This is a genomic window from Pseudomonas sp. MS15a(2019) (genome assembly GCF_013277805.1).
Lineage (GTDB): Bacteria > Pseudomonadota > Gammaproteobacteria > Pseudomonadales > Pseudomonadaceae > Chryseomonas > Chryseomonas benzopyrenica.
This window is the reverse complement of sequence record NZ_VBTN01000014.1, coordinates 64,717-80,392: the sequence shown is the minus strand read 5'-3', so window position 1 is coordinate 80,392 and position 15,676 is coordinate 64,717. Positions and strand designations below refer to the sequence as shown.

Sequence of the window (15,676 nt, the reverse complement as noted above, 5' to 3'; positions counted from 1 at the left end):
CGAAGCCGAAGCCGAAGCCGAGCCTGACCGCGAGCTGCCGGAAGCGGCGCAGGAGCCGCTGCCGCGGGCCGCGGACACCGAGTCGCCGGACGCCGCGGCGGTCGAGTCGGAGGCTACCGCCACCGTCGATCCGGAGATGCAGCTGATCTTCCTCGAAGAGGCCCAGGATCTGCTGGACAGCGCCGACCGGGCACTGAAACGTTGGCTGGTTGAGCCCCAGCAGAGCTTCCACCTCGGCACCTTGCAGCGCGATCTGCATACCCTCAAGGGCGGTGCCCATCTCGCCGGGGTGGTGCCAGTGGCGCGCCTGGCCACGGAGCTGGACGCCATCTACGAAGGCCTGCTCGACGGCCGCCTCGCCGGTGGTGGCGAACTGGCCCAGCCTCTGCAAGACGCCCATGGCTGCCTGGCGGCGCAGTTGGACGAGCTGGCGGCGGGTACGCCGGTCAGCGAGCATGCCGAGCAGGTCGAACGCCTGCAGCGCATCCGTACCGGTCACCTCGATGACCTGGCCGCAGGTGAATCCGAGCCAGCTCCAGGCCAGGTGGATGCCGCCAACGACATCGATGACCCGGTAGCGAACAGTGCGCCCGAGACCGAGTCCCAGCACCCGGAACCGCTGCCCATGGCCGCTGTGCCGGAGGCGGACGAAGGTCCCGACGCTGAGCTGCTGGCCATCTACATCGAAGAGAGTCGCGACCTGCTCGACAGCATGGCGACCTCGCTGCGCGCCTGGGAAGCCGAGCCGCACAATAGTCTCGCGCTGGAATCCCTGCTGCGCGACCTGCATACCCTCAAGGGCGGTGCACGCCTGGCCGAGGTGGATGCCATCGGCGATCTGGCCCATGCCCTGGAGGCCTTCTACGAAGGCCTGGCGCGGGGACGGATCAAGCCCGGCGCAGAACTGGGCGGCCTGCTGCAGCGTTGCCATGACCGCCTGCACGAACAACTCGAAGCCCTGGCCCAGGGGCAGGCCCCGGCCCCCGCCGCTGAGCTCATCGAGGCCCTGCGCGATTATCGCGGAGCGCCGCTGGCAGCGAGCGTGACCGCCACCGCGGTGCCCGCCGCCACGCCGGTCTTCGACGCAGACACCGACGCGGAAATCCTCGAAATCTTCATCGAGGAGGCCCAGGACCTGCTGGTCAGCATGGACGAGGCCCTGGCCGGCTGGCCGGCCGCGCCCGAGGTGGCAGTGGACGAGCTGCTGCGCTGTCTGCATACCCTCAAGGGCGGTGCTCGCCTGGCTGGCCTTCATGGCCTGGGCGAGCAAGCCCATGGACTGGAACAGCAACTGGTCGAGTTGCGTTCGCAGGCCGTAGGGCTGGGCGCAGGCGACCGCGTTCGCGACCTGGCGACCCAGGGAGTCGACGGGCTGCAACTGGCCGTGTCCCAGTTGTCGCTGCCTGCCACGCCCCAGACGGTCGCGCCCCAGGCGTCGGACGCGCCCGCCGACCTTGAGCAGCAGTCCTTCGAAGCCGACCTGCCGCTGGCCGCGACGGACGCGGATGCTGACGTTGCAGACTCTCCAGGCGTGGACGGCGCAGCCGGTGCGCAACACGCACCGACCGAATTGCCGGTGGCAGGCGTTGCCGTGGCGCCGCTCATGGTGGCGGCCGAGACGCCCGCGGCGCCCATTGCGCCGCTGCCCTTCGTGCAGCGCCTGCAGCAGGTCCGCCAGCAGGCGGCGCAGCGGCGCTCTTCCCAGGAATTGGTGCGGGTGCCGGCCGCGTTGCTGGAACAGCTGGTCAACCTGGCCGGCGAGACCTCGATCTTCCGCGGTCGCGTCGAACAGCAGGTCAGCGACATCGGCACCACCCTCGGCGAGATGGAAGCCACCATTGAGCGGGTGCGCGATCAGCTGCGCCGGCTGGATACCGAGACCCAGGCGCAGATCATCAGTCGTCACCACGAAGACGTGGATCGCGCCGGCTACGAGGATTTCGATCCCCTGGAGCTGGATCGCTATTCCCAGCTGCAGCAGCTGTCCCGGGCGCTGTTCGAATCGGCTTCCGACCTCTTGGATCTGAAGAACACCCTGGGCCAGCGCAATCGCGATGCCGAGACCCTGCTGCTGCAGCAGGCACGGGTCAACACCGAGTTGCAGGAAAGCCTCATGCAGACGCGCATGGTGCCTTTCGAGCGCATGGTGCCGCGGCTGCACCGGGTGGTACGTCAGGTCAGCGCCGAGCTGGACAAGCCGGTCGAGCTGCAGGTCGGCAACGCCGAGGGCGAGCTGGACCGCACGGTGCTGGAGCGGATCATTCCGCCGCTGGAACACATGCTGCGCAACGCGATCGACCATGGGGTCGAGGACGCCGCCGGGCGCCAGCGCGCCGGCAAGCCGGCCGAGGGCGTGATCAGCCTGGATCTGCGCCGCGAGGGCGGCGACATCATCCTGACCCTGGCCGACGACGGTCGTGGCATCGATCTGGCCGCGGTGCGCCGCAAGGCCATCGAGCGCGGCCTGATGGCGGAAGACGCGCAGCTCACCGATCAGGAACTGCTGCAATTCATCCTCGAATCCGGCTTTTCCACGGCGCCAACCGTCACCCAGATTTCCGGACGTGGCGTGGGCATGGACGTGGTGCACCAGGAGGTGAAACAGCTCGGCGGCAACATGGACATCCACAGCGTGGCGGGCGAGGGGACGCGCTTCACCATCCGCCTGCCGTTCACCGTGTCGGTGAACCGCGCGCTCATGGTGCATGCCGGCGACGATCTCTATGCCGTGCCGCTCAACACCATCGAGGGCATCGTGCGGGTGACCGCCGCCGACCTCGAACGCTATTACCGCCCGGGCGCCAGTACCTTCGAATACGGCGGCCAGCACTATGATCTGCGCTATCTGGGCCACCTGCTCGGCAACGGCCAGCAGCCCAAGCTGAGCGGCCAGAGCTTGCCGCTGCCGGTGGTGCTGGTGCGCTCCGCCGAATACGCGGTAGCCGTGCAGGTGGATGCGGTGGCCGGTTCGCGGGAGATCGTGGTGAAGAGCCTCGGTCCGCAATTCGCCGGGGTACCGGGCCTGTCCGGTGCCACCCTGCTGGGGGACGGGCGCGTGGTGGTGATTCTCGACCTCTTGGCCATGATCCGCAGCCAGCGCGGTACCCGCGACGAGTTGGCACGGCTGGCGCAGGGCTCGGCCACGGTGGCCGAAGTCATCCGGCCGGCGCTGGTCATGGTGGTGGACGACTCGGTCACGGTGCGCAAGGTCACCAGTCGCCTGCTGGAACGCCATGGCATGGAGGTCTTCACCGCCAAGGACGGGGTGGACGCCATCGCCCAGTTGCAGGAGCGGCAACCGGACATCCTGCTGTTGGACATCGAGATGCCGCGCATGGACGGCTTCGAGGTGGCGACCCTGGTGCGCCACGACGCGCGCCTCAAGGACCTGCCGATCGTGATGATCACCTCCCGTACCGGGGAAAAACACCGCGAGCGGGCGCTGAGCCTGGGCGTGAACGAGTACCTGGGCAAGCCCTACCAGGAGAGCGAACTCCTGGCCCACATCCATCGGTTGGTCAGGGATCATGACTGAGATGCACAATGCCCGCGTCGCCATCCTGGCCGACAGTCCGCTGCAGCGCCACGTACTGCAGCAGGTGCTGGCCGACAATGGCTATCACGTCGTCCTCAACAGCGATCCGGAGCGTTTCGACGAAGCGGCCTGGCCCACGGTCGCGACCGACCTGTGGCTGATCGATTTGAGCCAGACGGAAGAGTCGTCGCTGGTCGACGCGCTGCTGGAAGGGGCCGAGGTGCCCATCCTGTTCGGCGAAGGCCAGGCGCCCGAGCGCTTCACCGATCCCTTCACCCAGTGGGAGAAGCGCCTGATCGGCAAGCTCAAGCGGCTGATCGGCGATCCGGTGGCGGCGGTCGGCCCGGCGCTGGAGACCCTGCTGCAGGACCAGCCGCGCCCCCCGCGCCTGACCCTGCCCGAACCCCTGGCCAATCTGCCGTTGCCGGCGGGCGATCCGGCCCCCGAGGTCTGGTTGCTGGCGGCGTCCCTGGGTGGTCCGGCGGCGGTGAAGGCCTTTCTCGATGCCCTGCCGGGCGGGCTGCCGGTCGGCTTCCTCTATGCCCAGCACATCGGCGACGGCTTTGCCGCCAGCCTGCTGCGCGCGGTGGGCCGGCACAGCCAGTGGCACATCCAGGGCGTGCGTCCGGGTGAGCCGGTGCGCTGCGGCGAGGTGGTGGTGGTACCCACCCAGCAGGAACTCACCTTCCGTGCCAACAGCGCCCTGGACATCGTCGAGCGCGCCTGGCCCGAGCCCTATACGCCGTCGATCAGCCAGATGATGCTCAACCTGGCGCAGCACTTCGGCACCCGTTGCGGGGTCATCGTCTTCAGTGGCATGGGCAACGATGGTACCGCCTCGGCACCCTATGTGCGGCGCCGCGGTGGCACGCTCTGGACCCAGTCGGCGAGCACCTGCATCGCCCCGAGCATGCCGGAAAGCCTGCGCGAATCGGGTCTCGCGACCCTTACCGCCGATCCCCGCGGCCTGGCCGAAGCCCTGGTGGCGCGCCTGGCCGAGCAGCGAAGCTAAAGGAATCTCCGATGTCGACCGCCGCTCCCGCCGAACACCTGACCGGTCTGCTGCTGACCCTGGCCGATCGCACCCTGCTGCTGCCCAATGCGGCGGTGGCCGAACTGGTGCCCTGCCGCGAGATCCGGCCGCTGCCGGTGCAGCCCGACTGGTGTCTGGGACAGGTCGCCTGGCGCGATCTGCGCCTGCCGCTGATCAGCTTCGAGGCGCTCTCCAGCGGCCATGCCGCGCAATTCGACGGCGATCGCCATGCGCGAGTGGCCATTCTCAATGCCCTGGGTGGGCGTGAGCGGGTCCGGTTCCTGGCCCTGCTGATCCGCAGCATTCCGCGTTCGCTGCGCATCACCCCGGAGCTGGCCGCGGCCGAGGTACCCCTGGCCGCCCTGGAGCTGGGGGCGGTGGCCTACGAAGGCGGCACGGCGCGCATCCCCGATCTGATCGGGGTGGAAGAGCGCCTCGCCGCCGCGGGTGTGTTCTAGTCCTGTCGGGTCAGGCGCATCGCGCCGTCTTCATCACGGCTGATGCCGACGCCGCGATAGTCGGCCAGGGTCGGCAACCCCAGGTCCAACGGCTGGCGATGGGTGGCGGTGATGGCCACGGCATCGGCGCCGGCCGCCTTGGCCGCGGCAAAGCCGGCATGGGCATCCTCGAACACCAGGCAATCACCGATCTCTACGCCCAGCTTGCGCGCCCCCGCCAGGAAGCAGTCCGGCGCGGGTTTGCCCTGGGTGACGTCCTCGGCGCAGATCATCACCGGCGGCAGAGCCATGCCCGCGGCGGCCAGGCGGACTTCGGCCAGGCGGCGTGACGCCGAGGTAACCAGCGCCCAGCTGCCGGCCGGCAGGCTGGCGAGAAAGGCCGCGGCCCCGGGGATTTCCTGGATGTCCGCGACATCGGCGATCTCCAGTTCGGTGATGGCGCGGGTCTCGGCTTCGATATCGGCGCCGGCGGGCGCGAAGCGCTTCACCGTCTCCACCGCGCGCACGCCGTGCATCACCGCCAGGACGTCCGCCGGGTCGAGGCCATGGCCGAGGGCCCAGGTGCTCCAGGCGCGTTCGGCGGAGGCCACGCTGGTGAGCAGGGTACCGTCCATGTCGAACAGGAAGGCGGCGTAGGGGCGAGAGGGCAGGGTCATCCAGGGCTCCAAAACTATCCGTGGGGAAAGAGGCGGGCCACCGCGGGGCAGCGGCCCAGGTCAGATCATGGGGTCTGGAAATCACCCCAAAGTTGCTGGGCCACGCTCAGGGCCACCACCGGGGCGGTCTCGGTACGCAGCACCCGCGGCCCAACGCGGGCCGGCTGGAAACCGACGGCGCGGGCGGCCGTGACTTCGGCCTCGCTGAGGCCGCCTTCGGGACCGATCAGCAGCGCCAGACGGGTAGGGCGGGCATGGCTTTCCAGCGGCTCGGCCACCGGGTGCAAGACCAGCTTGAGGTCGGCATCCAGCCCGGTCTGCCAGTCGGCCAGCAGCTGTGGCGGATGGATCAGCGGCACCGTGGAGCGCCCGCATTGCTCGCAGGCGCTGATGGCGACCTGACGCCAGTGCTGCAGACGCTTGTCGGCGCGTTCGTCCTTGAGGCGAACCTCGCAGCGTTCGCTGACCAGCGGGGTGATCTCGGCCACCCCCAGTTCGGTGGCCTTCTGGATCGCCCAGTCCATGCGCTCGCCGCGGGACAGGCCCTGGCCGAGGTGGATCCGCAGCGGCGAATCGGGCTGGCCGGGCAGTTCCTCGGTCAGGTCGACGCTGAGGGTTTTCTTGCCTACCGCGGCGACCTGGCCGAGGTACTCCCGGCCGCTGCCGTCGAACAGCTGCACGGCATCCCCCGGTGCCAGGCGCAGCACGCGGCCCAGGTAGTGAGCCTGGGCCTCGGGGAGGTCGAGGCGGCCGAGGGCCAGGGGCAGGTCGAGGTGGCAGCGGGTGAGACGCATGGCGGACTCCAGATCAGCCGGGATCGCGGTGGTTGGGGTGCAGGTCGCTCAGGGCGACGCTGACCGAGGTGCGGGTGGCGAGGTCGATGCCTTCGCTCGCCACCTCGGCGAGGAAGTCGATCTGCTCGGGGGTGATGACATAGGGCGGCAGGAAGTAGACCACGTTGCCCAGGGGTCGCAACAGGGCGCCACGGGAGAGGGCGTGCTGATAGACGGCGAGACCGCGGCGCTCCTGCCAGGGGTAGGGCGTGCGGCGAGCCTTGTCGGCGCTCATCTCGATGGCCAGGGCCATGCCGATCTGGCGCACCTCGCCAACGTGGGGATGATCGACCAGGTGCGCGGTGGCCTCGGCCATGCGCCGCGCCAGCGGCTTGTTGGCCGCGATGACGTCGTCCTCGGCGAAGATGTCCAGGGTCGCCAGGGCGGCGGCACAGGCCAGCGGATTGCCGGTGTAGCTGTGGGAATGCAGGAAGGCGCGCAGGGTGTGGTAGTCGTCGTAGAAAGCCTGGTAGACGGCATCGGTGGTGAGGCAGGCGGCCAGCGGCAGGTAGCCGCCGGTGAGGGCCTTGGACAGGCAGAGGAAATCCGGACGGATGCCAGCCTGTTCGCAGGCGAACATCGTACCGGTGCGACCGAAGCCCACGGCGATCTCGTCGTGGATCAGGTGCACGCCATAGCGGTCGCAGGCCTCGCGCAACAGGCGCAGATAGACCGGGTGGTACATGCGCATGCCGGTGGCGCCCTGGATCAGCGGCTCGACGATGACCGCGGCGACGCTGGCGTGGTGCTCGGCCAGGGTGCGCTCCATGTGCGCGAACATCTGCCGTGAATGCGCTTCCCAGCCCAGGCCCTCGGGGCGCAGATAGCAGTCGGGGCTCGGCACCTTGAGGGTGTCGAGCAACAGGCCCTGGTAGGTCTCGGTGAACAGCGCCACGTCACCCACCGACATGGCCGCCACCGTCTCGCCGTGGTAGCTGTTGGTCAGGGTGACGAAGCGACGCTTTTCCGGCTGGCCCACGTTGCGCCAGTAGTGATAGCTCATCTTCAGCGCCACCTCGATGCACGAGGAGCCGTTGTCGGCATAGAACACCCGGTCGAGGCCGGCCGGGGTCAGGGCGACCAGGCGCTCGGACAACTCGATCACCGGCTGGTGGCTGAAGCCGGCGAGGATGACGTGCTCCAGCTGGTCGACCTGGGCCTTGATGCGGTCGTTGATGCGCGGATTGGCGTGGCCGAAGACATTGACCCACCAGGAGCTGACCGCGTCCAGGTAGCGGTTGCCGTCGAAGTCCTCCAGCCAGACGCCTTCGCCGCGGCGGATCGGGATCACCGGCAGCTGCTCGTGATCCTTCATCTGGGTGCAGGGGTGCCAGAGCACCTCCAGGTCACGGCGCATCCAGTCGTGATTGGTCATTGGCGTCTCCTGGCGGCGGGCCCGGCGATAAAAAGGGGGCGCAAGCCTAAGCCAGGGCGCGCGACGGGAGCAAGGCGCGGGCCGATTGCCGGTCATGGCGCCGTCTGGTTGCCCCGGGGCCGCTGGCGTATGCTGCGCCACCGCCGTTTCCCGGTCCCAGGAGTCTAGAAAAGATGTCGTCGCGTTGGACAGGTTTTACCGTCTGCTTGGCAGCCGGCGTATTCGCTACCAGCCTGAGCACAGGCGCCGCCGAGAAGGCCCATAAAGAGGCGCACAAGACGCCGGAAAAGGCTGCCGCGGCACCCGTCGCGCCCAGTGGTCCCTCGGTGATCGTGGTCGGTGCCGGCATGGCCGGTCTGGCCTCGGCCTATGAACTGCAGCAGGCCGGCTGGAACGTGACCCTGCTGGAAGCCGGCGCGCGCGTCGGCGGTCGCTCCGGCCTCGCCTCCAGCGAATGGATCGGCGACACCAAGGCCCAGCCGGTGCTCAATCACTATCTGGACACCTTCAAGCTCAAGACCGTGGACGCGCCGTCCTTCGTGCGCACCCCGGGCTATCTGATCGAGGGTCAGTACTATTCCCAGGACGACCTGGCGCAGAAGATGCCGGCCGTGGCCGATGCCTTGAAGCGCGTCGACAAGTCCCTGGACGACCTGGCCGCCGCCATCAGCGATCCGCTGCAGCCGACCGCCACCCCGACCCTGCACGCCCTCGACCAGATCAACGCCGCCACCTGGCTGGACAAGCAGAATCTGCCGCCGGTGGCCCGTCAGCTGATCAACCAGCGCATCCGCGTCCGCTACGACGAGCCCTCGCGGCTGTCGCTGCTCTATCTGGCCCAGCAGACCCGCGTCTATCGCGGCGTCGAGGACAAGGACCTGCGCGCGTCGCGCCTGCCCGGCGGTAGCGAGGTGCTGGCCCAGGCCTTCGTCAAGCAGATCAAGACGATCAAAACCGACAGCAAGGTAGCGAGCATCGTCCAGGACAAGGACGGCGTCGTGGTCAAGGCCGGTGCCACTGGCTACAAGGCCGACTACGTGGTGATGGCGGTGCCGCTGCGCGCCCTTGGCCAGGTACAGATGACCCCGGCGCTGGACGCCACCCAGCAGGCCGCCATCAAGGGCACCACCTATGGCTGGCGTGACCAGATCCTGCTCAAGTTCAAGACCCCGGTGTGGGACAGCAAGTCGCGCATGAGCGGCGAGATCTACAGCGACCAGGGCCTGGGCATGCTGTGGGTGGAGCCGGACGTGAAGGGCGGCGCCAATGTGCTGGTCAACCTGGCCGGTGATAGCGCGCGCCTGGTGCAGGCCTTTGGCGACAAGCAGATGGTCGACCAGGTGCTGATCCGCTTCCATGCCTTCTATCCCAAGGCGCGCGGCGCCTTCTCCGGCTACGAAGTCCGCCGCTACAGCCGCGATCCGGGCCTGGGCGGCGCCTACCTGGCCTATGGTCCGGGCCAAATCACCCGCTACTGGCGGTTGTGGGAAAAGCCCACCGGCCGGGTGATCTTCGCTGGCGAGCACACCGATCCGCTGCACCCGGGCACCCTGGAAGGCGCCCTCGCCAGCGGTCAGCGCGCCGCCGGCCAGGTCCGCGACCTCAAGGCCGGCAAGGCCGTGGTGCCGGTCGCGGCCAGTGCCAAGACCACCGCCCAGCCGGCTGCTGCGCCCAAGGCCACCGAGGCCGCGCCGGCCAAGGACAGTGGCGAGCACGGCTTCTTCTGGAAGCTGTTCCACTGGTCGTTCTGAGCGTGACCCGAACCCGGACGCTGCCCCTGCGCAGCCTCTGGGCCGGAGCGGACGGGGCCTTGGCGCGCCGTCCGATCCATCGATTCCTTCGATATTGATTCGACACTTTTTCCGCTTTCCATCGATACGTTTGCGGCTAGGCTTAGGCAAAGCTTTTTCAGGAGAGAAAAGCGATGCACTGGCGCAACGACGGCCTTCGCTACGGTCTGGTAAGTCTGGTTCTGCATTGGGTCATGGCCCTGGCGATCGTCGCCATGTTCGCCTCCGGCCTGTGGATGCGGACCCTGGACTACTACGACACCTGGTACCACACCGCCCCCGAACTGCATAAGAGCGCCGGCATTCTCTTGCTGATCGCCCTGGTGCTGCGCCTGCTCTGGCGCCTGGTCAGTCCGCCGCCGCCGGTGGAGGGTAGCCTCCTGGTACGTCGCGCCGCGGGTGCCGGGCACTTCCTGCTCTATGGGCTGATGCTCAGCGTCATGGTGGCCGGCTACCTGATCTCCACCGCCGATGGCGTGGCCATCGATGTCTTCGGCTGGTTCAAGGTCCCGGCGACCCTGAGCGGCCTGCCGGATCAGGCCGATACCGCCGGCAAGATCCACCTCTGGTTCGCCTGGACGCTGATCGTCCTGGCCGGTCTGCACGTGGTGGCCGCGCTCAAGCACCATTTCGTCGACCGCGACGGCACCCTGGTCCGGATGCTCGGCCGGGTCCACACTCCTTCCTGATGTTCGCTTCCCACCACCACATGGAGCTCCATCCAATGCTGAAGAAAACCGTTGCCGCCCTGGCCCTGGGTACCGCTCTGCTGGGCGCTGGCCAGGCCATGGCCGCCGATTACAAGATCGACAAGCAGGGCCAGCACGCCTTCATCCAATTCCGCATCCAGCACCTGGGCTACAGCTGGCTGTACGGCACCTTCAAGGACTTCGACGGCACCTTCAGCTTCGATGCCAAGGATCCGTCCGCCGACAAGGTCAAGGTGACCATCAACACCGACAGCGTCGACACCAACCACGCCGAGCGCGACAAACACCTGCGCAGCGCCGACTTCCTCAACGTCGCCGCCCATCCCCAGGCCAGCTTCGAATCCACCAAGGTCACCCCCACCGGCGACGGCACTGCCGATGTCACCGGCAACCTGACCCTGAACGGCGTGACCAAGCCGGTCACCATCAAGGCCCACTTCATGGGCGAGGGCAAGGATCCGTGGGGCGGCTACCGCGCCGGCTTCGAGGGCACCACCACCCTCAAGCTCAAGGATTTCAACATCCAGAAGGACCTCGGTCCGAAATCCCAGGAAGTGGAATTCATGCTGTCCTTCGAAGGCGTGCGCCAGTAACGGGACGCCCCCAGGTTGTAACCAAAAATGCCGGATTCGTCCGGCATTTTTGTGGGCGGTCGTTTTTGGTGACGAGGCGGGCGGCAGCGCGATCCCCTGGCAGAACTCGCCTCCGGCCTCATGGTCTGCTACCCAGGTCGGTCGCACCGCCTGGCTTTGTCGCCATCGCCGTGTTCATGAAGCGTCGAAGCATCCGGCGAAATACCCGAGCATGGCACTTGGGTTATTTACAAACAGTCGTGAACGTAAGTATATTTGTCTGATAACAATATCCTATGCTCGAGCCGGTGCGGATCCACAAGGCGCGCTGCGCATGCTCATTTCCCCGCTTTCAAGGACTTTTGATATGCAGATCAAGCCGGCGCATGCCTTTTTCGCTCCCGCCCTGCTGGCCGTGGCCCTGGCCCTGGGCGCCTGCGGCAAGCAGGACAACAAGGACCAGCAGCAGCAACAGCAACAGCAGAAGCCTGCGGAAGTCGGGGTGGTGACGGTGCAACCTCGCACCGTCACCCTGACCGACGAACTGCCCGGGCGTACCTCCGCCTTCCGTATCGCCGAGGTGCGGCCCCAGGTGAGCGGCATCCTGCTCAAGCGCTCCTTCACCGAAGGTGCCGACGTGAAGGCTGGCCAGCAGTTGTATCAGATCGATCCGCGCACCTACGAAGCCAACGTCAATTCCGCCAAGGCCTCCCTGGCCCAGGCCCAGGCGACCCTGGCGTCGAACCGGCTCAAGGCCCAACGCTATGGCGCCCTGGTCAAGGAACAGGCGATCAGCAAGCAGGAAGCCGACGATGCCCTGTCCATGCAACGGCAGAATGAAGCCCAGGTGGAATCGGCCAGGGCCGCCCTGCGCAATGCCGAGATCAATCTGGCCTACACCAAGGTCGCCGCGCCCATCGCCGGCCGCATTGGCCGCTCGATGATGACCGAAGGCGCCCTGGTCACCGCCGATCAGACCACCGCCCTGACCAGCATCACCCAGCTCGATCCCATCTATGTCGACGTCACCCAGTCCGCCACCGACCTCTTGCGTCTGCGCCGCGAGCTGGACAGTGGTCAACTGCAGAAGGTGCAGGGCGAGAACGCCGCCGAGGTCAAGCTGATGCTGGAAGACGGCAGTGCCTACAGCCGTTCCGGCAAGCTCAAGTTCGCCGAGGTCTCGGTGGATCAGGGTACCGGCTCGGTGACCATCCGTGCCGAATTCCCCAACCCCGACAAGCTGCTGCTGCCCGGCATGTTCGTGCGTGCCCAGCTGCAATCGGGGGTGCGCCAGAATGCCATCCTGGTACCCCAGCAAGGGGTCACGCGTGATCAGAAGGGCAAGCCCACCGCCATGGTGGTGAATGGGGAAGGCAAGGTCGAGCTGCGCGAGTTGGTGACCGAGCGGGCCTTGGGTGCCGACTGGTTGGTATCCAAAGGCATCAAAGCGGGTGACAAGGTCATCACCGAAGGTCTGCAGAAGGTTAAACCCGGCGCCAGTGTCACTGCCAAGCCTGCCGGCAACGTCGCCTCCGCCGAGCAGCAGCCGGCCGGTCAGGGCCAATAAAGGGAGCGCCCGATGTCAAAGTTCTTCATCGACCGGCCCATCTTCGCCTGGGTAATCGCCCTGGTGATGATGCTCGCCGGCATCCTGGCGATCGTCAATCTGCCGATCAACCAGTACCCGAACATCGCCGCTCCGGCGGTCTCGATCCAGGTGACCTATCCTGGCGCCTCGGCGCAGACGGTGCAGGACACCGTGGTCCAGGTCATCGAGCAACAGATGAACGGGATCGACAACCTCAGGTACATCTCCTCGGAGTCCAACTCCGACGGCAGCATGACCATCATCGTGACCTTCAATCAGGGTACCAACTCGGACATCGCCCAGGTCCAGGTGCAGAACAAGCTGCAGCTGGCGACGCCCTTGCTGCCACAGGAAGTGCAGCAACAGGGTATCCGCGTCGCCAAGTACCAGCGCAACTTCATGATGGTGGTGGGCCTGGTCTCCAAGGACGGCTCCCTGACCAAGGACGACCTGTCCAACTACATCGTCTCCAACATGCAGGATCCCATCGCGCGGACCAGCGGTGTCGGCGACTTCCAGGTATTCGGCTCGCAGTACGCCATGCGTATCTGGCTGGATCCGGACAAGCTGTTCAAGTATCAGCTGACCCCGGTCGATGTCAGCAATGCGGTCAGCAGCCAGAACGTGCAGATCGCCTCGGGTCAGCTCGGTGGCCTGCCGGCGGTCAAGGGCCAGCAGCTCAACGCCACCATCATCGGCAAGACCCGCCTGACCTCGGCCGAGGAATTCGGCAAGATCTTCCTCAAGGTGGATCAGAGCGGTGCCCAGGTTCGGCTGCGTGACGTCGCGCGGATCGAACTGGGTGGCGAGAACTCGTCCATCGATGCCCAGTTCAACGGTAAGCCGGCTTCGGGTATGGCCCTGCGTCTGGCCACCGGGGCCAACGCCCTGGACACCGCCAAGGCGGTCCACGCCACCATCGACCGCCTCAAACCGTTCATGCCCGAAGGCATGGACGTGGTCTATCCCTATGACACCACGCCGGTAGTGACCGCGTCCATTCACGAGGTGGTCAAGACCCTGGGTGAGGCGATCCTGCTGGTGTTCCTGGTGATGTTCCTGTTCCTGCAGAACTTCCGGGCCACCCTGATTCCGACCATGGCCGTACCGGTAGTCCTGCTGGGTACCTTCGCGGTGCTGCTGGCCGCCGGTTTCACCATCAACATCCTGACCATGTTCGGCATGGTGTTGGCCATCGGCCTGCTGGTGGACGATGCCATCGTGGTGGTGGAAAACGTCGAGCGTGTGATGGCCGAGGAGGGGCTCTCGCCCAAGGAAGCGACCCGTAAGTCGATGGAGCAGATCCAGGGCGCCCTGGTGGGTATCGCTCTGGTGCTGTCGGCGGTGTTCGTGCCCATGGCCTTCTTTGGCGGCTCCACCGGGGTGATCTATCGCCAGTTTTCCATCACCATCGTCACTTCCATGGCGTTGTCTGTGCTGGTGGCTCTGGTCTTCACGCCCGCGCTGTGCGCCAGCATGCTCAAGCCGGTCAAGCAGGGGCACCACGAGAAGCGTGGTTTCTTCGGCTGGTTCAATCGCAAGTTCGAGAGCGGCCAGCACCGTTACGAGCGCAGCGTCGCCGCGGTGATCCGCCACAAGATCCCGTTCCTGCTGGTCTATGTGGTCATCGTCGCCGGCATGGCTTTCCTGTTCACGCGCATTCCCTCGTCCTTCCTGCCAGAAGAAGACCAGGGCATTCTGTTCGGCCAGGTCACGACACCGCCCGGTTCGTCCGCCGAGCGCACCCAGCAGGTGCTCGATACCATGCGCGAGCAGATGATGAAGAACGAGCCAGCCGTGGGTTCGATGTTCACCGTCAACGGCTTCAACTTCGCAGGTCGCGGTCAGAGTTCGGGCTTGGCGTTCATCCAGTTGAAACCCTGGGACCAGCGCCCTGATGCCAACGACGCCGCCGGTGCGGTTGCCGGACGCGCCATGGGCTATCTCTCGCAGATCCGGGATGCCATCGTCTTCGTGGTGGTACCGCCCGCGGTACTGGAGCTGGGTAACGCCACTGGTTTCGACTTCTATCTGCAGGACAACGGCGGCATTGGCCACGAGGCGCTCATGGCCGCGCGCAATCAGCTGCTCGGCATGGCTGCGCAGAATCCCAAGCTGATGCAGACCCGGCCCAACGGTCTCAACGACGAGCCGCAGTTCAAGCTCATCGTCGACGACGAAAAGGTGCGGGCGCTCGGTTTGTCGCAGAGCGATGTCAATCAGACGCTGTCCAGCGGCTGGGCCTCCAGTTACATCAACGACTTCATCGATCGTGGTCGGGTGAAGAAGGTGTACATGCAGGGCGAAGCCAGCGCACGGATGAATCCCGAGGATTTCAACAAGTGGTACGTGCGCAACGGCTCGGGCGAGATGGTGCCGGTGTCGGCCTTCGCCCGTGGCGAGTGGATCTACGGCTCGCCCAAGCTGGAGCGCTACAACGGCATCTCCTCGCTGGAGATCCTGGGATCCGCCGCGCCTGGCTACAGTACCGGTGACGCCATGGCCGAGATCGAGCGCATGGCCAAGGACCTGCCGCAGGGCGTGGGTATCGCCTGGACCGGTCTGTCCTACGAGGAGCGGCTGTCGGGCTCCCAGGCACCGGCGCTCTATGCCTTGTCGATGCTGGTGGTGTTCCTTTGCCTGGCGGCGCTGTACGAGAGTTGGTCGATTCCGATCGCGGTGCTCCTGGTCGTGCCACTGGGCGTCATCGGTGCGCTGTTGGCCACCTACTTCCGCGGCCTCGCCAACGACGTGTTCTTCCAGGTCGGTCTACTCACCACCATTGGCCTGGCGGCGAAGAACGCCATCCTGATCGTGGAATTCGCCAAGGAACTGCACGAAGGCGGCAAGAACATCGTCGACGCGGCGGTGGAAGCCTCGCGCATGCGTCTGCGGCCCATCATCATGACCTCCATGGCCTTCATCCTGGGCGTGGTACCCCTGGCGATCTCCTCGGGTGCCAGCTCCGGCAGCCAGCACGCCGTGGGTACCGGCGTGATCGGCGGCATGCTCACCGCCACGATCCTGGCGATCTTCTGGATTCCCATGTTCTACGTGGTGGTCAGCAGCCTGTTCAAGGACAAGGCCACCAAGGACCAGGAAGCCCATGGCAAGGAAGGACACTGA

At 66.6% G+C, this 15,676-nt stretch carries 11 protein-coding genes; 8 read left to right on the top strand and 3 right to left on the bottom strand.

The window, feature by feature from the left end; translation table 11 throughout:
• From FEZ61_RS24490 to FEZ61_RS20315, 3 genes are all read left to right on the top strand, one after another.
• Positions 1–3,535: Hpt domain-containing protein (locus tag FEZ61_RS24490; RefSeq protein WP_242455207.1), on the top strand; the 3,535-nt coding region annotated here is incomplete at its 5' end.
• Complete coding sequence (locus tag FEZ61_RS20320) at positions 3,528–4,547, top strand: chemotaxis protein CheB (protein ID WP_068382885.1); 1,020 nt, start codon at positions 3,528–3,530, stop codon at positions 4,545–4,547. The genes FEZ61_RS24490 and FEZ61_RS20320, both read left to right, overlap by 8 nt.
• 11 nt (positions 4,548–4,558) lie before the next feature.
• On the top strand, positions 4,559–5,026 hold the full coding sequence (locus FEZ61_RS20315; RefSeq protein ID WP_017640970.1) for a chemotaxis protein CheW: 468 nt from the start codon (positions 4,559–4,561) through the stop codon (positions 5,024–5,026).
• Here FEZ61_RS20315 and FEZ61_RS20310 read toward each other — a convergent pair.
• The 3 genes from FEZ61_RS20310 to FEZ61_RS20300 form a co-directional block, all read right to left on the bottom strand.
• On the bottom strand, positions 5,023–5,682 hold the full coding sequence (locus FEZ61_RS20310; protein WP_173150230.1) for an HAD-IA family hydrolase: 660 nt from the start codon (positions 5,680–5,682) through the stop codon (positions 5,023–5,025). The two genes, FEZ61_RS20315 and FEZ61_RS20310, sit on opposite strands and share 4 nt — an antisense overlap.
• Positions 5,683–5,747: 65 nt before the next feature.
• Positions 5,748–6,476, bottom strand: a complete 729-nt coding sequence (locus tag FEZ61_RS20305; RefSeq protein WP_173150228.1) for a 16S rRNA (uracil(1498)-N(3))-methyltransferase — start codon at positions 6,474–6,476, stop codon at positions 5,748–5,750.
• 13 nt (positions 6,477–6,489) lie between these two features.
• Complete coding sequence (locus FEZ61_RS20300; protein WP_173150226.1) at positions 6,490–7,890, bottom strand: adenosylmethionine--8-amino-7-oxononanoate transaminase; 1,401 nt, start codon at positions 7,888–7,890, stop codon at positions 6,490–6,492.
• Between the two features lie 173 nt (positions 7,891–8,063).
• On the opposite strand from FEZ61_RS20300, the gene FEZ61_RS20295 reads away from it, so the two are divergent.
• The 5 genes from FEZ61_RS20295 (at position 8,064) to FEZ61_RS20275 (ending at position 15,676) form a co-directional block, all read left to right on the top strand.
• On the top strand, positions 8,064–9,641 hold the full coding sequence (locus tag FEZ61_RS20295) for a flavin monoamine oxidase family protein (protein WP_173150224.1): 1,578 nt from the start codon (positions 8,064–8,066) through the stop codon (positions 9,639–9,641).
• Between the two features lie 173 nt (positions 9,642–9,814).
• Positions 9,815–10,369, top strand: coding sequence for a cytochrome b (locus tag FEZ61_RS20290; protein WP_173150222.1), 555 nt, complete (start codon positions 9,815–9,817; stop codon positions 10,367–10,369).
• A gap of 35 nt (positions 10,370–10,404) precedes the next feature.
• On the top strand, positions 10,405–10,983 hold the full coding sequence (locus FEZ61_RS20285) for a YceI family protein (RefSeq protein ID WP_017640964.1): 579 nt from the start codon (positions 10,405–10,407) through the stop codon (positions 10,981–10,983).
• Between the two features lie 346 nt (positions 10,984–11,329).
• Positions 11,330–12,529 (top strand): efflux RND transporter periplasmic adaptor subunit, encoded by a 1,200-nt coding sequence (locus tag FEZ61_RS20280; RefSeq protein ID WP_017640963.1) that lies wholly within the window; start codon positions 11,330–11,332, stop codon positions 12,527–12,529.
• 12 nt (positions 12,530–12,541) lie between these two features.
• A complete protein-coding gene (locus tag FEZ61_RS20275; RefSeq protein ID WP_064307487.1) occupies positions 12,542–15,676 on the top strand; it encodes an efflux RND transporter permease subunit in 3,135 nt (1,044 codons plus the stop codon).

What these genes read in the sequence shown, in the direction of transcription:
- FEZ61_RS20320 (WP_068382885.1), top strand. Translation starts at nt 3,528, where the DNA reads ATGACTGAGATGCACAATGCCCGCGTCGCCATCCTGGCCGACAGTCCG.
- FEZ61_RS20315 (WP_017640970.1), top strand. Translation starts at nt 4,559, where the DNA reads ATGTCGACCGCCGCTCCCGCCGAACACCTGACCGGTCTGCTGCTGACC.
- FEZ61_RS20310 (WP_173150230.1), bottom strand. Translation starts at nt 5,682, where the DNA reads ATGACCCTGCCCTCTCGCCCCTACGCCGCCTTCCTGTTCGACATGGAC.
- FEZ61_RS20305 (WP_173150228.1), bottom strand. Translation starts at nt 6,476, where the DNA reads ATGCGTCTCACCCGCTGCCACCTCGACCTGCCCCTGGCCCTCGGCCGC.
- FEZ61_RS20300 (WP_173150226.1), bottom strand. Translation starts at nt 7,890, where the DNA reads ATGACCAATCACGACTGGATGCGCCGTGACCTGGAGGTGCTCTGGCAC.
- FEZ61_RS20295 (WP_173150224.1), top strand. Translation starts at nt 8,064, where the DNA reads ATGTCGTCGCGTTGGACAGGTTTTACCGTCTGCTTGGCAGCCGGCGTA.
- FEZ61_RS20290 (WP_173150222.1), top strand. Translation starts at nt 9,815, where the DNA reads ATGCACTGGCGCAACGACGGCCTTCGCTACGGTCTGGTAAGTCTGGTT.
- FEZ61_RS20285 (WP_017640964.1), top strand. Translation starts at nt 10,405, where the DNA reads ATGCTGAAGAAAACCGTTGCCGCCCTGGCCCTGGGTACCGCTCTGCTG.
- FEZ61_RS20280 (WP_017640963.1), top strand. Translation starts at nt 11,330, where the DNA reads ATGCAGATCAAGCCGGCGCATGCCTTTTTCGCTCCCGCCCTGCTGGCC.
- FEZ61_RS20275 (WP_064307487.1), top strand. Translation starts at nt 12,542, where the DNA reads ATGTCAAAGTTCTTCATCGACCGGCCCATCTTCGCCTGGGTAATCGCC.